The sequence below is a fragment of the Flagellimonas amphidinii genome (assembly GCF_013090115.1).
Lineage (GTDB): Bacteria > Bacteroidota > Bacteroidia > Flavobacteriales > Flavobacteriaceae > Flagellimonas > Flagellimonas amphidinii.
Genome location: NZ_JABFNN010000037.1, coordinates 39478 through 58361 on the forward strand (window position 1 = coordinate 39478; position 18884 = coordinate 58361).

An 18884-nucleotide genomic window follows, 5' to 3' on the forward strand; every position below is an offset into this window, starting at 1 on the left:
TTCACACCTTCACATAAATTCCTTTCTTGTCCATAATATATCCAACGACCCAACAAGTCAGCATCACCCAAAGGGCAAATAATAGCGATCCCATATATCCACCAGACCATGAAATAAATACATTGTCAGCTATCCACTGATAAAGTGAAATCCCGCTTCCAAGTCCTATTTCAAAAAGGCTAATGATAAAAAGTTCAGATAGTAGGTAGATGAACAGTGTGTTTTTTCCAAACACCTCAAAGAAATACGACCAGCTTTTGGCTTTTTTCATATCCAAAAAGTAAACAAGGATAGCTAGGACGCATAGGTCTATACCACATGTAAGGAGTACAAAGGAACTTGTCCATAGTTTTTTATTGATAGGTAAGATCAGATCCCATGCCAACCCGGCTATGACCAAAGCAAATCCCATCATCATTAGTTTGGAGACAGTCTCAAAATTCTGTCCATTTTGTTGAATAAAACGACCAGTAAGATAACCAGCGATGACATTGACAATAGCTGGTAAAGTGCTCAACAGTCCTTCTGGGTCAAACGCTATTCCTTCGCCATGGTACATATGTTTTGTGCCGATCAACCAAGTGTCCAGTTTCAATACAGCATTCCCGGTTAGCGTAAGATCACCAAAGGCGACTAAAATTATATGGTAGCCAATCAATGCAACTATACTGAAAATAATGGCGCTTTTGGCTTTCATATAATGCAACAAAATCGCAGCGAACATATAACAAAGGGCAATGCGCTGTAAAACCCCAAAAATGCGGGTTTCTGCCAATGGTTTTAGTTGTCCATCATCAAAAAACGGGAACCAGTACATTAAGAAGCCGAGTAAAAAGATAATGGCAGTTCTTTTCAGTACTTTTTTGAAAAATGAAGAAGTACCCATGGACTCATATTTTTTCATACTGAAACTCATCGAATTTCCCACAACAAAAAGAAAGGTGGGGAATACAAGGTCTGTTAGGGTAAAACCATGCCATTTGGCATGGAGCAATGGAGAAAAAGTGGTTTCATAGCTCCCAGGGGAATTTACTAAAATCATTAGGGCAACATCAAGGCCCCTAAAGACATCCAACGAAAGATATCGGTTTTTTAATTTGGTCATAAAGGTTGGTTTTGGCTTGGGAACCAAGGTATGCTTTTTTTGGAAATTTTAGAATTTTAACCAAGAAATATAATAATTGTTGTTTTTGGACAATTCTTGCTGTAAAATGGGGTTGTCAAAGACAAAACCCGTATTTTTGAGAAAATTTTCCTGAAAGTTTTCGGAAAAACGGAAAGAATGGACAAATATTCATTTTTAAACGCTGCACATACCTCTTTTTTTGCAGAGTTGTACGATAAATATATTACAAGCCCAGACAGTATTGAGCCCAGTTGGAGGGCTTTTTTTCAAGGGTTTGATTTTGGTTTGGAGAGCTCCTTGGAAGACTTGGGCATTGAATCTGGAGAAAATGGCATGGTCGCCCTTGCCAATGGCAAACAGGTGCCAATTCCAGATGCCTTGCAGAAGGAATTCCAAGTTATTCAGTTGATCAATGGGTACCGATCTCGAGGACACCTGTTCACTCAAACAAACCCGGTACGGGACAGAAGGCAGTATGTGCCTACATTGGAAATTGCCAATTTTGGACTGTCTCAAGATGATATGGATACCGTTTTTGATGCGGGTAGCATTATAGGTATTGGTTCCAGTTCTTTGAGGCAAATCATCAATCATTTAGAGCGGATTTACTGTGATGCCATTGGAGTGGAATACATGTATATCCGGACGCCGGAACGCATTCAATGGATACAGAATTGGCTTAATGTCAATGACAATCACCCTAATTTTTCTGCCGATGAAAAGAAAAACATCCTCAGAAAATTGAATGAGGCAGTTTCTTTTGAAAGTTTTTTGCATACAAAATATGTGGGCCAAAAAAGATTCTCCTTGGAAGGAGGGGAGTCCTTAATTCCCGCTTTGGATGTAATTATTGAAAAGGCAGCTGATGCAGGAGTGAAACAATTTGTCATGGGAATGGCCCACCGTGGACGATTAAATGTATTGACAAACATATTTGGAAAGTCACCCAAAGATATTTTCAGTGAGTTTGATGGTAAGGATTATGAGGAAACCATCTTTGATGGTGATGTAAAATACCATTTGGGATGGACTTCCATGCGTGAGACCGACTCCGGCAAAATGGTGAATATGAACATTGCTCCTAACCCTTCACATTTGGAAACGGTCAATTCCATTGTAGAAGGAATCGCTAGGGCAAAACAAGATAGGGACCATCAAGGCAACGGCTCTGAAGTATTGCCTATTTTGGTCCATGGTGATGCGGCATTCGCTGGTCAAGGAGTTGTTTACGAGGTTGTTCAAATGGCCAAATTGGATGGATATAGAACAGAAGGGACCATTCATATTGTGGTGAACAATCAAATAGGATTTACGACTAATTATTTGGATGGAAGGTCGTCAACGTACTGTACAGATGTTGGTAAAGTAACCTTGTCGCCTGTACTTCATATTAATGCAGATGATGCGGAAGCGGTGGTACATGCTGCAACTTTTGCGCTGGAATATAGAATGCGATACAAGAGGGATGTTTTCCTCGATCTTTTGGGATATCGTAAATATGGACACAATGAAGGGGATGAACCAAAGTTTACACAGCCTTTGTTGTATAAGTCCATCTCCAAACATCAAAACCCTAGAGATATTTATGCGGCCAAATTGATTGCCGAAGGAGTCATCGATAAGGATTATGTGAAGAATCTTGAGGTGGAATACAAGAAAAATTTAGAAGAAGACCTTTTAGATTCTCGCAAGATAGAGAAGACCAGAATAACTCCTTTCATGAAAGATGAATGGGAGGGTTTTGGACAAGTTACAGAAGGACCCATGTTGAAGTTGATAGATACTTCATATGACCTCAAAAAAATGGAGCAAGTCGCCCAAAGTATCACGGCACTTCCCGAAGGGAAAAAGTTCCTGAGGAAATTGGAACGTTTGGTGCAGGCGCGACATAAAATGTATTTTGAAGACAATCGACTGGATTGGGCCATGGGTGAATTATTGGCCTATGGGTCTTTGATTGAGGAAGGGTATGATGTAAGGATGACCGGACAAGATGTGGAACGAGGGACATTTTCGCACAGGCATGCCGTAATCAAAACGGAGATGCATGAGGAGGAAGTTATCTTGTTGAACGAGCTGGGGAAAAATCAAAATGGGAAATTCCATATCTATAATTCCCTGCTTTCAGAATATGCAGTAATGGGCTTTGATTATGGCTATGCCATGGCAAGTCCAAAAACTTTAACGATTTGGGAAGCCCAGTTTGGAGATTTTAGTAATGGAGCTCAAATTGTAATCGATCAATACCTATCATCTGCGGAAGATAAATGGAAGTTGCAAAACGGATTGGTGCTTTTGCTTCCCCACGGATATGAAGGGCAAGGGGCTGAGCACTCTTCTGCAAGAATGGAGCGTTATTTACAGCTTTGCGCAAAAGATAATATGTTTGTTGCCGATGTAACCACTCCCGCCAACCTTTTCCATTTATTGCGAAGACAAATGAAGGCTAATTTTAGAAAGCCTTTGGTGGTTTTCACGCCCAAAAGTTTGTTGAGACATCCCAAAGTAGTTTCCACTAAAGAAGAAATGGCTGAAGGCGGTTTCCAGATGGTCATTGATGATGCTTCGGCAACTGCTTCAAAAGTAAAGACCTTGGTGTTCTGTACAGGTAAGTTCTATTATGACCTGCTCGACAAAAGAGAGGAACTCAATAGAGATGATGTGGCATTGGTGCGTGTGGAACAATTGTTTCCATTGCCAGCAGAGGAAATGCGCAGCATCATCAAAAAATATAAAAATGCGGATGATGTGGTATGGGCTCAAGAGGAACCTAGAAATATGGGGGCTTGGGGTCATCTATTGATGCATTTTGATGAGGCCAAACAATTTAGGGTGGCTTCCCGAAGATTTTATGGGGCACCTGCAGCAGGAAGTGCAGTGCGTTCCCAAAGACGTCACTCTCAGGTATTGGAGTACGTTTTTGATAAGAGTAAGGACAATATGTTAATTCGATAAACTAAGATAACGAGTACAATGGTTTTAGAAATGAAAGTTCCCTCACCTGGGGAATCCATTACAGAAGTTGAAATTGCAGAGTGGCTGGTTGAGGATGGTGATTATGTGGAGAAAGATCAGGCTATAGCAGAAGTTGATTCTGATAAGGCAACTTTAGAGCTTCCGGCTGAAGAAAGCGGTATTATTACTTTGAAGGCCGAAGTTGGAGATGCTGTGGCCGTTGGGGAAGTGGTTTGCCTTATCGATACCAGTGCTGAAAAACCTGAAGGTGATGCACCTAATGCTGAGAAAAAGAAAGAGGTGCAGCCTGAGAAAGTTAAAGAAGAGCCTAAAAAGGAAGCTTCGAAAAAAGAAACTTATGCTTCTGGGACACCTTCTCCTGCAGCAAGGAAAATTCTAGATGAAAAGGGAATAAAGTCTTCATCCGTTTCTGGTACTGGAAGAGATGGTCGTATTACCAAGGAAGATGCTGTAAAAGCAGTGCCTTCTATGGGCACACCTACAGGGGGAAGTAGAGGGGAGTCTCGTTCTAAATTGTCCATGCTTCGTAGAAAGGTGGCTGAGCGATTGGTTTCTGCCAAGAACGAAACCGCCATGTTGACTACCTTCAATGAGGTGGATATGGGGCCTATTTTTGAACTTCGCAAACAATATAAAGAAGAATTCAAGGAAAAGCACGGGGTAGGTTTAGGTTTTATGTCTTTCTTCACCAAGGCTGTGATTCGTGCTTTACAAATGTATCCTGCGGTAAACTCTATGATTGATGGTAAGGAAATGATTACCTATGATTTCTGTGATATCAGTATTGCCGTTTCCGGACCCAAAGGTTTAATGGTTCCAGTTATACGAAATGCTGAGAATTTGACTTTTAGAGGAGTTGAATCTGAAGTGAAACGTTTGGCGATTCGTGCAAGAGATGGGCAAATTACGGTAGATGAAATGACCGGAGGTACTTTCACCATTTCAAATGGAGGGGTTTTCGGTTCCATGCTTTCCACGCCTATCATCAACCCACCACAAAGTGGTATTTTGGGAATGCACAATATCGTAGAAAGACCTATCGTGAAAAACGGTGAAATTGTGGTTGCACCTATCATGTATGTGGCACTTTCCTATGATCATAGAATTATTGACGGTCGTGAATCCGTTGGATTCTTGGTGGCCGTTAAGGAAGCATTGGAAAGTCCAGAAGAATTATTGATGGATAGCGATGTGAAAAAAGCCCTTGAGCTTTAATTGAAAATCGTTCGTAAAATAAATAGCATGCCTTTACTTTTTTAAGTAGAGGCATTTTTTTTCATAATCAATTACAGCTTTTCCTTTTTTAAGGACATCGGCTCCAATGATGCCGTCAACCGGAAGTACATTGTGGGAGGTCAAAGCTTGGTTCACATGGACTAAATCAAAAAGTACAATTTTTTGCCGACTCTTTTTCCAGTCCCCAATCTGTATTTTGTTTTTGGAAGAGACCAAAGTTTCCATTTCTACGGCCCCAGCCCCGGCTGCTTTAACATCAGAAGTTTCAGAAATCATTTCAAAAAAATCAATCTTGTCTATTCCCACGCAAGTATTGGAGGCTCCGGTATCTAAAATAAAGCGACCGGAAACACCATTGATTTTTGCTGAAATCTCAAAATGGTTAGTTTCGGTTAATATCAGGGGAATTTTCACATAGCTTTTGGCTTTCAGGAATTTTTTCAGTGATGTCATATTGAGGTTTGAATGTTGTCATCCAGAGCGCAGTCGAAGGATTCTAATGTTCAAAGTTTTGAGACAACTAAGATAAACCTATTTTTGCGTTATGTGTTACAGGTTTATGAAGAACATAGTTATCGTTGCCATTCTGGTTATTTGTGTGATATCCTGCAAGCAGGAAAAGAAAAAAGTAGATAAAGTCCAATTGGTTGAGAGCTATATCGATGCGCTTAACGGTAGAAATTTTGATGAGGTGTTCCGTTGCTTTAAAGATAGCATCCGGATGAAGGAATTGGATTATGCCAGTGCCTATAGCAAGCGGGAATATTATCCATTTTTTCAGTGGGATTCCACTTTTGGGGCTACATATCAAATTTTGGAGATTAAGCCAAAAGGAATGGATGTAGAAATGAAAGTTTCAAAGCAATGCACAAGGATACAATTTTTGAATGAGGAACCAATCATCACAAAAGAGTTGGTGAAATTTGAAGATGGTGCCATAAATAGTGTGGATATTACTGAATATATTGTGTTCAATGACGAAAAATGGACTGGTAATAGGGAGCGTTTGGTAACATGGATAAAGACCAACTACCCAGAATTGGATGGTTTCTTGATTGACCAAAGCAGGCAAGGGGCATTGAACTATTTAAAAGCTATAGAATTGTATCAAAAAGAAGGAAAAAATTAAATGATCATAACCGATACCCATACTCATTTATATAGTGAGGCCTTTGATGAAGATAGGAACGAGATGATGAATAGAGCATTGGAGGAAGGTGTGGAGCGCTTCTTTATACCAGCCATTGATTCTACCTATACTCAGGCCATGCTGGATTTGGAATCAGCTTACCCTAACAATGTTTTTTTAATGATGGGTCTTCATCCAACCCATGTGAAGGAAAACTATAAAGAAGAATTGGCGCATGTGGAAGAAATGTTTTCCAAAAGGAAATTTTGTGCTGTGGGGGAAATAGGAATCGACCTGTATTGGGATAAAACCTTTTTGAAAGAACAGCAAGATGCTTTTGTGCAGCAGATTCAATTGGCCAAAAAATATAAGCTGCCCATTGTGATTCATGGGAGGGAATCTTTCGATGAGATTTTTGAAATTTTGGAACAGGAAAAGGGAGAAGACCTTTTCGGAATTTTTCATTGCTTTACTGGAACTTTGGAACAAGCGCATAAGGCCATATCCTATAATATGAAATTGGGAATCGGGGGGGTGGTTACCTTTAAAAATGGCAAAATAGACCAATTTTTACACGAAGTTGATTTGAAACATATAGTGTTGGAAACCGATTCGCCATATTTAGCGCCGGTCCCATTTAGAGGGAAACGCAACGAAAGTTCATACATTTTAAAAGTTTTGGAAAAGCTTGCATATATATATAGTATAACTCCGGAAGAAATAGGGGTCATTACCACTGAAAATTCCAAAGCAATATTTGGTGTCTAAGCATGCAAAAGTCAACTAATATACTCCTTATATATACAGGTGGAACCATAGGGATGGTCAAGGACTATAAAACAGGTTCTTTAAAAGCTTTCAATTTTGATGAACTGATTAAGAATATTCCTGAGTTGAACCAGTTGGATTGCACCTTGAAGGGAATATCCTTTAAAAATCCGATTGATTCCTCCAATATGAACCCTAAGTATTGGGCTTTGATAGCTTCCATTATTGAAGAAAACTATGCGGAGTATGACGGTTTTGTGGTCTTGCACGGAAGTGATACGATGAGTTATTCTGCCTCGGCACTCAGCTTTATGCTCGAGAACTTGGCGAAACCGGTCATTTTTACTGGGTCGCAATTGCCAATTGGGGATTTGCGGACAGATGCCAAGGAGAACTTGATAACATCTATTGAAATTGCATCGCTTCAAGAAAAAGGAAAACCTGTGATCCAAGAGGTAGGACTTTATTTTGAGTATAAACTTTATCGAGCTAATAGAACCACCAAGATCAATGCAGAGCATTTTGAAGCGTTTGCATCTTTGAATCACCCTCCATTGGTGGAATCTGGTGTGCACTTAAAAGTAGATTACGATAAACTTTGCAGGCCACCAGCTAAAAACAAACCATTAAAGGTGCATAAAACAATGGATGATAATGTGGCCATCCTCAAACTTTTTCCAGGATTGAACCAAAAAGTTCTTAAATCTGTCATGGAGACTCCCGGATTGAAAGCACTTGTATTGGAAACATATGGTGCAGGAAATGCTCCAATGGACGATTGGTTCTTAAAAGGATTAAAAAAAGGATTGGACAGTGGATTGCATATTATTAATGTAACACAATGCTCTGGGGGAGCAGTTGCCATGGGGCATTATGAGACCAGTGAAAAGCTAAAGCAAATGCAATTGATTAATGGAAAGGACATTACGACCGAGGCGGCCATAACCAAGTCTATGTATCTCTTGGGAACCAAGATTTCCAGTAGGCTCTTCAAGACTGTTTTTGAAACGCCCCTACGGGGTGAAATGCGCTAAAATTAACGCCTCAAATTTTAGTAACTAATTATTTTTTTGTTTCTTGGTCGGCCTAACTATGGGAAATAGAGAGGTGGCCGAGTGGTCGAAGGCGCACGCCTGGAAAGTGTGTATACACCAAAAGTGTATCGAGGGTTCGAATCCCTTCCTCTCTGCTAGGTATTTTAATTTTTCAATTATAAAATTTTTATATCTTTAACATTATTAACTAACTAAATTTAAGTTTGAAAGAAATGAAAAGAATATCCTTTACTCTGGCTGCTGCCGGAATGTTTATTTTGGGAACTACAAATGCTTCTGCGGCAATGTTACAAGAAGAAGCTGCTGCTGAGGCAAGCAAAGGTTTCACCCAAGTTTTGAAAGAACAGTTTATCCAGGGAGGTCCTGCCTTTATGGGTATTGTACTTCTTTGTTTGATCTTGGGACTGGCTGTTGCCATTGAAAGAATCATTTATTTGAATTTGGCTACCACAAACTCTGCCAAACTTAAGCAGCAAGTTGAGGATGCCTTGGCTTCTGGTGGTGTTGAAGCGGCCAAAGAGGTGTGCAGAAACACCAAAGGACCTGTTGCTTCTATTTTCTACCAAGGATTGGATAGAGCTGGAGAAGGATTGGAATCTGCAGAGAAAGCTGTTGTTGCTTACGGAGGTGTACAAATGGGACAGTTGGAGAAAAACGTTTCATGGTTGTCGCTCTTTATCGCAATTGCTCCCATGCTTGGGTTCATGGGTACAGTAATTGGTATGATTCAGGCCTTCCAGAAAATTGCGGCTGTTGGTAACTTGAGCGCATCTTTGATTGCCGGTGATATCCAAGTGGCGTTATTGACTACTGTATTTGGTTTGATCGTGGCAATTATCCTTCAGATTTTTTACAACTATATCATTGCTAAAATCGATAGTATCGTAAACGACATGGAAGACTCCTCCATATCATTGATTGATATGTTGGCTGCACACAAGAAATAATTACGAAATTAAAAACTATCGAGAATCATGAATAAAATAGTAAAAATTGCACTCATAGTCATCGGGTTGATTGCGGCCGTACTTTGGTTCTCTTTGCCTGATGCTGATGACCCAGATGCCATCAATAGTGGTTCTATGAGCTTTATGTTCGTTATCATGTACATATTGTTGGCAATAGCAGTGGTTACAGCAGTATTTTTCGGATTGAAAAAACTGTTCTCTACTCCTGGAAGTTTAAAAAAGGCCTTATTTGCCATTGGTGGATTGGCCATTATCGTAGCCATATCCTATGGACTTTCATCAAATAATGCTGCTGTAGTGGAGGAAATGGCCACTAGAGGTATTGAAACTACTGAAGGTACTGTGAAAAACATAGGAATGGGATTGAATGTATTCTTTATCCTTACCGTTGTGGCCGTTGCGCTAATGGTTTTCCCAGGATTGAAGAGAATGTTCGTTAAGTAAAAAGAATAGAATTATGCCTAGAAGAAAAGGAGCACCGGAAGTAAATGCCGGTTCCATGGCGGATATAGCCTTCCTCTTGCTTATCTTTTTCTTGGTTACCACAACCATTGAGACAGATGCAGGATTGGACAGGATGCTACCGCCGATTGAACCGCCAGATCAGGATGTTGTCATCAAGCAGAAGAACATTTTTACTGTGAACATCAATAAAAATGGTCAGCTTTTGGTTGAAGATGAACTGATGGAATTAAAAGATCTTAGAGATGCCGCTAAGGCGTTCTTGGAAAACGGAGCCGATGGTACTTGTACATATTGTAGCGGAAGAAAGGATCAAGCTTCCTCAGACAATCCTTCAAAAGCCATTATTTCTCTGAAGAATGACCGTGAAACTAGATATGCAACCTACATTACAGTTCAAAATGAATTGGTAGGTGCCTATAACGACTTGAGAAACCGTGAGGCCAACAGAATCTTTGGACGTGACTTTACTGAAATGGAAGCTGAGTATCTGAATCCAGAGACTCCTTCAAATGTAAGGGATGACCTAAAGGATAAAGTAAAGCGTATTCAAGATATGTTTCCACAGAAACTATCGGAAGCGGAAACCACAAGTAACTAAAGATTAGAATTTATGGCAAAGTTTGCAAAAAAGAAAGATGGGGATTTGCCAGCGGTATCAACCGCTTCCTTACCGGATATCGTCTTCATGTTACTGTTCTTTTTTATGACAGTGACCACGATGAAGGATAGTTCCCTATTGGTTGAAAATACGCTTCCAAATGCAACTGAAATCAAGAAGTTGGAAAAGAAGGACCGTGTAATCTACATCTATGTGGGTAAACCTACGCAAGAATACGAGAAAGTTTTTGGTACTGAACCAAAAATCCAATTGAACGATAAGTTTGCTAGTGTAGATGAAGTGGGTTCTTATATATTGGCTGAGCGTGCCAAAAAACCACAGGAACTACAGAACGTATTGACTACTGCTTTGAAAGTTGATAAAGAGGCCAATATGGGTCTTATCACTGATATCAAACAACAATTAAGAGAGGTTAACGCCCTAAAGGTGAATTATACCACCTACGAGGGTAATGCCTTTAACAATTTGCAGTAGACAATAACTTAGATTTAGTGGAAAACGCTCCAAATATTTGATTTGGAGCGTTTTTTGGTTTCGTACAGTATCCTCCTAAATGCTTTGGAATGATTGTTGAGATGGATTTTCTACCCTTTAAGGGTTAACTGAATCATTAATTCCAACAAACATTCTATTATGGAAAGAAGAAAAGAAATTCCAGAGGTCAATGCTGGTTCAATGGCGGATATCGCCTTTTTACTACTTATTTTTTTTCTGGTTACCACAACCATTGAGACAGATGTGGGATTGAACAGAAAACTCCCTCCATCTGATACTACCCCGCCACCCAAAATATCGGAACGCAATATTTTAAGAGTGAGCCTCAACCAAAATGATGAACTTTTTGTTGAGGACGGAGTAGTTCAGCTAAATGATCTGAAGGCTATAGCTACTTCCTTTTTGGACAACGGTGGTATTCCCATCGGCGATGCTGAACACTGTACGTATTGTTTAGGTGAAAGGAATCAAGATTCATCTGATAATCCCATCAAAGCAATAATTTCATTGAATAGTGATAGAAAAGCTTCTTACGGGATTTATATAAAAGTACAGAATGAATTGATCGCAGCGTACAATGAACTCAGAAATAGAGAAGCTCAAAGGCGCTACGGTATGAGTTATGAGGAAATGGAGCAATCATACGAGGATCCTGCCACATCATTAAATGATAAAATGATTCTTAAGGAGAGAATTGTAGAAGTGAGAGAAATGTATCCTTTAAAGTTAATCGAAGCACAAGCCCAAATTTAAAACTCAAATCATGCGAAATCATAGAAAAATTACCCGTGGTACCCCCGTCATTTCAACCGCATCATTGCCAGATATTGTTTTTATGTTGTTGTTCTTTTTCATGACGGTCACAACAATAAAAAGTAGAACCTTGCTGGTAGATAATAATTTACCCAATGCAAGTGAGGTTAAAAGTTTAGATAAAAAAGATAGGATAATCGAAATTTTTGTTGGAAAACCTTCTCCAGAACTGGCAAAAGTTTTTGGCTCCGAACCAAAAATCCAATTAGATGATAGGTTGGCCAATGTAAATGATGTTGGACCGTATATCTTAAGTGAATTGGCCAAAAAGCCTGAAGGTATAAGGAATTTTGTGACCGTGTCACTTAAAATTGATAAAGAAGTGAAAGTGGGCATAGTGTCAGATATTAAAGAAGAACTACGAAAAGTAAACTTGTTGAAAGTGAATTATACGACTTACACAAACGATGAAAATTCGCTTTGAGCAATAAACGTATAAACTAAGATGTAAAAACAATTCAAATGTGTAATTTGGGTTGTTTTTCATTTTATGCTTTCCAAATGAAGGGATTTTTGATTCTTATACTCATGTCTTTATCTGTTGTTTTGGTGCAATCTCAAGAGCTACAGCAACAAGAAGGTGCAATTGATAATCGGTATCTTGAAGACCAATTTTATATAGGTCTAGGGTTTAATTTTTTGTTGGACAGACCGGATGATGTTGTTCAAAGAAGTCTATCCTACAACTTGCAGGCGGGTTTTATCAAAGATATTCCCTTGAATCAAAGTAGAAATTTTGGTCTGGGATTAGGGTTGGGTTATGCCACCAATTCATACTATACAAATATTGGTGCAATGGAAACTGATGGTGATATTGTTTACGAGATATTTAGCTCTGATGATTTCAAAAGGAGTAAGTTTGAGACCCATGCCATTGAAGTGCCTTTTGAAATAAGATGGCGTACCTCCACTGCTGAAGAGTATAAGTTTTGGCGAATATATGCTGGTGCTAAAGTGGCCTATGTTTTTTCTGGAAGGTCAAAATTGGTGACTGAGGAAAAAACTACGGCCTTTGCAAATGATGATATTCAAAAGCTTCAATATGGTCTCATGTTCAATTTTGGATACAACACATGGAATCTTCATGCGTATTATGCCCTTAATCCTTTGCTGGAAGACGGTGTAGAACTGAACAATGGAAGTCCCATCGATATGCGTGCTTTACGAATAGGCATAATTTTTTATATCCTATAACCAATACTTGAGAGTAATCAGTTGGGAAAACAATCCCACTAGAAATCCTATCAATAACTCAGCTCTATTGTGCGCTTTTAAGTATAATCTGGAGGTGGCCACCAACCCAGTTACAAGAATAAATATACTGATGGCCAAGGTAATGTTCTTTTCAAAATGAATGCTGAGTCCAACCATGTACATTAGAATACTTCCCATGCCCAGAAGGTGCATACTGGTCTTAAATTTAAAGAATAACAATATGATTGCGGCTCCAGTAGCCATTAAGAGTCCAATAAAGAAGAAAAACAGTTCATTTACATAATTGTTGGGAATGACCTTGTATAAAATCATCAACAATAAGATACAGCTTATGTAAAGCGGATATTTGCGTTCTTGTAACGTAGGTAGAAAAATAGAATTGATGACCCCTATGTTCTTTAGAATTAGAAAGAAGATAATAGGTATGATCACCGTAAGTATAAAAATAGGAAGAACGTTACCGCTCTGTATTTCCAAGGTGCTGTATGGGGTAACCATAAAATACAGAATGGTGCCTCCAATAGGAACAAACAAAGGATGAAAAACGTAGGAAATAATGTTGAAGAAGTGACGCATTAAATCTGCTTTCTTAACCTTGCTACCGGTATTCCTAACTGCTCCCGATATTTAGCCACTGTACGTCTGGCAATAGGGTATCCACGCTCTTTTAGAATTTTGGCCAACTTATCATCCGTTAAAGGCTTTTTCTTCTCTTCTTCGCCAATAACAGTTTCCAAAATCTTTTTGATTTCTTTTGTGGATACATCTTCTCCTTGCTCATTTTTCATGGCTTCGGAGAAATACTCTTTGATCAGCTTTGTGCCATAAGGAGTATCCACATATTTGCTATTGGCCACTCGGGAAACTGTTGAGACATCCATATTAATTTGGTCGGCAATGTCTTTTAGGATCATCGGACGCAACTTTCGCTCATCACCGGTCATGAAATACTCTCTTTGGTAATTCATGATGGCGCTCATAGTAATAAAAAGTGTTTGCTGTCGCTGTTTGATGGCATCTATGAACCATTTGGCCGCATCCAACTTCTGTTTGATGAACAGCACAGTATCTTTCTGCGATTTTGACTTTTCCTTAGAGTCTTTGTATCCCTGCAACATATTGTTGTACTCTTTGGAAACATGAAGTTCAGGAGCGTTTCTTCCGTTCAATGTCAAGTCCAACTCACCATCAATAATTTTTATGGAAAAATCGGGCACAATATGTTCAATGATTCTATTGTTGCCCGCATAAGAACCACCTGGTTTAGGATTTAATTTTTCTATTTCTGAAATGGCCTCCTTTAACTCTTCTTCATTGATGTGATGCTTCTGGAGTAACTTGGAGTAATGCTTTTTGGTGAACTGTTCAAAGGACTTTTCCAAAATGGTAATCGCCAACTCAACTGAAGGTTTCTTTTCTTTTCTTTTGAGTTGAATGGTCAAGCATTCATCAAGGGAGCGGGCGCCAACACCGGGTGGATCTAAAGTTTGTACCACCTTTAGGACGGTCTCTATTTTGTCTTCTTCAACATAAATATTCTGGGTGAAGGCCAAATCATCCATAATGTCGGATAAAGGCCTTCTTATATAACCACTTTCATCAACACTACCCACCAAAAATTCGGCGATGGCCCATTCCTCATCATCCAAATAAATAGTGTTGAGCTGATTCAGTAAATGTTGATTGAAAGAAGTTCCAGCGGCATAGGGAATACTTTTTTCATCGTCATCTGGACTATAGTTGCTTGTTTGCGTTCTATAATCCGGAATTTCATCATCACTTAAGTAATCATCAATATTGATGTCCTCTGCCGAAATAGTTTCACCGTCGGATGCTTCTTCGAACGCATCTGCGTAATTATCATCCATTGCCTCACTTTCAGCCTTGCCACTTTCTAAGGCGGGATTTTCCTCCAGCTCCTGTTTTAAGCGCTGCTCAAAGGCCTGTGTGGGCAATTGGATAAGCTTCATGAGCTGTATCTGTTGAGGAGACAACTTTTGGGAAAGCTTAAACTGTAGATGTTGTTTTAGCATATTGCGTTACAATCTTCCTTCTTATAAATTTAAGAATTCAAATTAGAACTCTGCATTTTGAGGGGTTCTTGGATAAGGGATAACGTCCCTGATGTTGCCCATTCCTGTGGCAAATTGAACTATACGCTCAAAACCTAGTCCAAACCCACTGTGTACTGCGGTGCCAAACTTTCTTAAATCCAAGTACCACCACAGCTCTTTTTCATCGATTTCAAGTGCCTTGATTTTTTCTTGCAGGACATCCAAACGTTCCTCCCTTTGCGATCCTCCCACTATTTCACCAATGCCAGGGAAAAGCACATCCATGGCCCTAACGGTTTTTCCATCTTCATTCAATCGCATGTAAAATGCTTTGATGTTTGCAGGGTAGTCAAACAAAATGACTGGGCACTTAAAGTGTTTCTCCACCAAGAATCTTTCGTGCTCACTTTGTAAATCGGCACCCCATTCGTCAATTGGGAATTGGAACTTTTTCTTTTTATTGGGTTTGCTGTTCTTTAAAATGTCAATAGCTTCAGTATACGAAACTCTTTTGAAGTTGTTTTCTACAACAAATTTTAGTTTTTCAACCAAGGCCATTTCTGAACGCTCATTTTGGGGTTTGGATTTTTCCTCATCCAAAAGGCGTTTTTCCAAAAATTCAAGATCATCAGCACAATGGTCCAAAACGTATTGTAGAATCCATTTGATAAAATCTTCGGCCAAATCCATATTAGCATCAAGATCATAGAAAGCCACTTCAGGCTCAATCATCCAAAATTCTGCCAAATGGCGGGATGTATTGGAGTTTTCAGCCCTAAATGTTGGACCAAAGGTATATACTTTGCCCAATCCCATAGCATAGGTTTCTGCTTCCAATTGCCCAGAAACGGTAAGGTTGGTTTCCTTGCCAAAGAAATCTTGGGTATAATCAACATCACCATTATCATCCAACGGTGGATTTTTAGCGTCTAAAGCACTTACCCGAAACATTTCCCCGGCACCTTCTGCATCCGATCCTGTGATGATGGGGGCGTGCATATAGTAAAATCCATTTTGCTGAAAATAACTGTGAACGGCAAATGCAAGAGTAGATCGTACCCGCATTACAGCTGCAAACGTATTGGTTCGGACTCTTAAGTGTGCTTTTTCCCTTAAAAATTCCAATGAATGCTTTTTGGGTTGAATAGGATAGGATTCTGGGTCGGCAGCACCGTGCACAACAACATCAGAGACTTGTATTTCCACACTTTGTCCACGTCCTTGACTTTCCACCAAAGTTCCTTTAACTTTTAAAGCTGCTCCTGTTGATATTTGTTTGAGGATGGCTTCATCCAAATTTTCAAAGTCAACAACACATTGTAGATTGTGTATGGTAGATCCATCATTCAATGCAATGAACCTGTTGCTTCTGAATGTTTTTACCCACCCATTTATTTCAACCGAATCTCCTGTGGGCTGCTTTTGTAGCAGTTCTTTTATGGAATAAGACTTCATTTTTAACTTCTGGTAATTTAAGCGGTAAAGATAGGTTTTTGATGAAAACTGTGAGTAATGATTCGCTTACAAATGTGGGTGCTCCACAGACTATTTGTCTTTGATATTTACCTCATCTTTTGGTAAAATATCAATTTGTGGCTTTTTAAGTACTTGTTTATTGGCGATGCTTCTTTCTAAAGAAAGAAGTAAAGAGGGGAGTAAAATAAGATTGGAGAGCATGGCGAAGAGTAGGGTGGCTGATACTAGCCCTCCAAGTGCTTTGGTTCCTCCAAAACTTGAAATGATGAATACAGAAAATCCAAAAAATAGCACAATAGAGGTATAAAACATACTTACCCCAGTTTCCCGCAAAGCGGCATAAACCGATTTTTTGATTTGCCAACGATTAGCAGCAAGTTCCTGTCTATATTTTGCAAGAAAGTGAATGGTGTCATCCACAGATATCCCAAAGGCAATACTAAAAACCAATATAGTGGATGGTTTTATAGGCACACCTAGGTATCCCATAAGTCCTGCAGTGATGACCAAAGGAAGCAGATTGGGTACCAAGGAAATAATGACCATTCTAAAGGAACGGAACAGATAGGCCATAAAGAGTGAAATCAACCCAATGGCCAAAGCCAAAGAGAGTAATAGATTTTTGACCAAATATCGTGTTCCTTTCAAAAAAAGTAAGGCTTTACCGGTCATAAAAACATTGTAGCGCTCGGATGGAAAGAATTTGGTTATGGCTTGTTGCACATCTTTTTCAATTTCTTCCATGCGCTCAATTTTCACATCGCGCATAAAGGTCGTGATGCGGGCGGTTTGGCCGGTACTATCCACAAAACTTTCCAAAAGGTTATCATTGGCGGAGGATTTCCGCACCATATCCATGATAAAAGTGTTCTCTTGCGAAGTGGGCAACTGGTAGTATTTTGGAATACCATTGTAAAAGGCTTGCTTGGAGTATTTCACCAAGTTTACCAAAGAAATAGGTTTGGAAAGCTCAGGAGTTTCTTCAATTATATCTCCCAATTGGTTCATTCGCCGTAATGTGGCGGGCTTAATTGCTCCATTTTTTCGTTTGGTGTCCACTACAATTTCCATAGGCATAATACCATCAAACTCCTGCTCAAAAAACCGGATATCCTTAAAGTAATGGGTGTTTTTGGGGAGGTCTTCAATTCTACTCCCTGTGATTTTAATTTGATAGATACCAATAATGCTGAGAACCAAAACAATGATGGAAGTAATGTAAACCCCAATTCTGTGATGTCTTACCATACGTTCCATCCAATTGACAAAATAATCCATCCATCTTTTGTTCAGGTGTTTAAGATGTTTGGTCTTTGGCAATGGCATGAAACTGTAAATGATTGGTATGATCAGCAAGGATAGGATGAATATCCCCACAATATTGATGGATGCTACAATACCAAATTCTTTGAGCAAATCACTGTCCAAAATCATGAAGGTGGCAAATCCCGAGGCTGTAGTAATGTTGGTCATAAGGGTTGCATTGCCTATTTTGGAAATGACCCGTTGCAAGGACAGTGCTTGATTACCATGCTTATTGACTTCTTGTTGGTATTTATTGATAAGAAAAATACAATTAGGTATTCCGATTACAATGATAAGTGGCGGAATGAGTGCTGTAAGTATGGTTATCTGATACTTTAATAGCCCTAAAAAGCCAAAGGCCCACATTACGCCAATAATCACTACAAACATGGATATGAATGTTGCCCTGAAACTTCTGAAAAAAAAGAAGAAAATTAATGAGGTGACTAGTAGAGCGGCCAAAATAAAAATCCCGACTTCATCTTTGATGGATTTAGTGTTCCAAGTTCTGATGTATGGCATGCCCGAAACATGGACATCCATTTGGGTCTCTTCTTCAAAGTTTTTTACCAAATCCCCAAGATCATTTAGGATGAAATCATTTCGTACTGAAGTGCTCATGATATCCTTGTCCAGATAAGCTATGGTTTGTATGGTCTGACTCTCTGGATTGTAGACCAAGTTGTCATAAAAAGGAAGTTCTTTTAAAAGATGATTTTTAAGTTCATTTACTTCTTCCTCGGTCTTTGGGGGATTTTTGATGAAAGGCTCCATGACAAACGCTTGTTGTTCATTGTCCTTTTCCAAAACTTTGAGATTGTCTGTGGATACTACAAAATCAATTTCAGGAAATGCTTCAAGCTGTTTGCTCAATTTGTTCCATCTGTTGAAATTGTCTGGTGTAAAAAGTGTTGAGTCCCTTATTGCAAATACAATGGCGTTACCTTCCTCTCCAAATATCTTTGTAAAGGCATTATACTGAATGGTGGAAGGGTGATCATCTGGAAGTATATTGGCTTCAGTATTGGAAAATTGTATGTTTTTCCACTGCAGGGCCAAAAAAACAGTGAATCCTGCTATACCCAATAGAATCAAAATCCTATTGCGCAGCATAATTTTTGCGACCTTAAGCCAAAATCCTTGAGTAAGCTTTACTGCCATTGGGTGTAATTGGGCGCAAAGGT

General features: G+C 39.3%; 18 protein-coding genes and 1 tRNA gene. 13 read left to right on the plus strand and 6 right to left on the minus strand.

Going from position 1 to position 18884, the window contains the following annotated elements:
• Position 1 precedes the first annotated feature (1 nt).
• Positions 2-1105, minus strand: coding sequence for an acyltransferase family protein (locus tag HJC33_RS10940; RefSeq protein ID WP_171658864.1), 1104 nt, complete (start codon positions 1103-1105; stop codon positions 2-4).
• A 177-nt stretch (positions 1106-1282) separates the two neighbouring features.
• Between HJC33_RS10940 and HJC33_RS10945 the strand changes: the two genes are divergently transcribed.
• Positions 1283-4081 (plus strand): 2-oxoglutarate dehydrogenase E1 component, encoded by a 2799-nt coding sequence (locus HJC33_RS10945; RefSeq protein ID WP_171658865.1) that lies wholly within the window; start codon positions 1283-1285, stop codon positions 4079-4081.
• 18 nt (positions 4082-4099) lie between these two features.
• Positions 4100-5317 carry a 2-oxoglutarate dehydrogenase complex dihydrolipoyllysine-residue succinyltransferase gene (gene odhB, locus HJC33_RS10950; RefSeq protein ID WP_171658866.1) on the plus strand — a complete coding sequence of 406 codons (1218 nt, stop codon included), beginning with the start codon at positions 4100-4102 and terminating at the stop codon, positions 5315-5317.
• 33 nt (positions 5318-5350) lie between these two features.
• Here odhB and HJC33_RS10955 read toward each other — a convergent pair whose 3' ends face one another.
• Complete coding sequence (locus HJC33_RS10955) at positions 5351-5791, minus strand: retropepsin-like aspartic protease (RefSeq protein ID WP_171658867.1); 441 nt, start codon at positions 5789-5791, stop codon at positions 5351-5353.
• Between the two features lie 106 nt (positions 5792-5897).
• Here HJC33_RS10955 and HJC33_RS10960 point away from each other — a divergent pair, with 106 nt between their 5' ends.
• From HJC33_RS10960 to HJC33_RS11010, 11 genes are all read left to right on the plus strand, one after another.
• A complete protein-coding gene (locus HJC33_RS10960) occupies positions 5898-6467 on the plus strand; it encodes a hypothetical protein (protein WP_171658868.1) in 570 nt (189 codons plus the stop codon).
• Positions 6468-7235 carry a TatD family hydrolase gene (locus HJC33_RS10965; protein WP_171658869.1) on the plus strand — a complete coding sequence of 256 codons (768 nt, stop codon included), beginning with the start codon at positions 6468-6470 and terminating at the stop codon, positions 7233-7235. It begins immediately after the preceding gene.
• Between the two features lie 2 nt (positions 7236-7237).
• Positions 7238-8269, plus strand: coding sequence for an asparaginase (locus tag HJC33_RS10970; RefSeq protein WP_171658870.1), 1032 nt, complete (start codon positions 7238-7240; stop codon positions 8267-8269).
• A 67-nt stretch (positions 8270-8336) separates the two neighbouring features.
• A tRNA-Ser gene (locus HJC33_RS10975) sits at positions 8337-8424 on the plus strand.
• Positions 8425-8502: 78 nt separating this feature from the next.
• Complete coding sequence (locus HJC33_RS10980) at positions 8503-9237, plus strand: MotA/TolQ/ExbB proton channel family protein (protein WP_171658871.1); 735 nt, start codon at positions 8503-8505, stop codon at positions 9235-9237.
• A gap of 27 nt (positions 9238-9264) precedes the next feature.
• A complete protein-coding gene (locus HJC33_RS10985; RefSeq protein WP_171658872.1) occupies positions 9265-9702 on the plus strand; it encodes a hypothetical protein in 438 nt (145 codons plus the stop codon).
• 13 nt (positions 9703-9715) lie between these two features.
• On the plus strand, positions 9716-10321 hold the full coding sequence (locus tag HJC33_RS10990; RefSeq protein WP_171658873.1) for an ExbD/TolR family protein: 606 nt from the start codon (positions 9716-9718) through the stop codon (positions 10319-10321).
• 12 nt (positions 10322-10333) lie between these two features.
• The gene (locus HJC33_RS10995) at positions 10334-10816 is read left to right on the plus strand and encodes an ExbD/TolR family protein (protein WP_171658874.1); all 483 of its coding nucleotides are present in this window, start codon (positions 10334-10336) and stop codon (positions 10814-10816) included.
• Between the two features lie 159 nt (positions 10817-10975).
• Positions 10976-11590 (plus strand): ExbD/TolR family protein, encoded by a 615-nt coding sequence (locus tag HJC33_RS11000; protein WP_171658875.1) that lies wholly within the window; start codon positions 10976-10978, stop codon positions 11588-11590.
• Between the two features lie 10 nt (positions 11591-11600).
• Positions 11601-12074: an ExbD/TolR family protein gene (locus HJC33_RS11005; protein WP_171658876.1), complete on the plus strand. Its 474-nt coding sequence runs from the start codon at positions 11601-11603 to the stop codon at positions 12072-12074.
• A gap of 89 nt (positions 12075-12163) precedes the next feature.
• A complete protein-coding gene (locus tag HJC33_RS11010; RefSeq protein WP_246245533.1) occupies positions 12164-12844 on the plus strand; it encodes a porin family protein in 681 nt (226 codons plus the stop codon).
• Here HJC33_RS11010 and HJC33_RS11015 read toward each other — a convergent pair.
• The 4 genes from HJC33_RS11015 to HJC33_RS11030 form a co-directional block, all read right to left on the minus strand.
• Positions 12839-13441: a hypothetical protein gene (locus HJC33_RS11015; protein WP_171658878.1), complete on the minus strand. Its 603-nt coding sequence runs from the start codon at positions 13439-13441 to the stop codon at positions 12839-12841. The two genes, HJC33_RS11010 and HJC33_RS11015, sit on opposite strands and share 6 nt — an antisense overlap.
• Positions 13441-14898: an RNA polymerase factor sigma-54 gene (gene rpoN, locus HJC33_RS11020; RefSeq protein WP_171658879.1), complete on the minus strand. Its 1458-nt coding sequence runs from the start codon at positions 14896-14898 to the stop codon at positions 13441-13443. The genes HJC33_RS11015 and rpoN overlap by 1 nt, the downstream gene beginning before the upstream one ends.
• 42 nt (positions 14899-14940) lie before the next feature.
• A complete protein-coding gene (asnS, locus tag HJC33_RS11025) occupies positions 14941-16374 on the minus strand; it encodes an asparagine--tRNA ligase (protein ID WP_171658880.1) in 1434 nt (477 codons plus the stop codon).
• Between the two features lie 90 nt (positions 16375-16464).
• Positions 16465-18861 carry an efflux RND transporter permease subunit gene (locus HJC33_RS11030; RefSeq protein WP_171658881.1) on the minus strand — a complete coding sequence of 799 codons (2397 nt, stop codon included), beginning with the start codon at positions 18859-18861 and terminating at the stop codon, positions 16465-16467.
• Positions 18862-18884 lie beyond the last annotated feature (23 nt).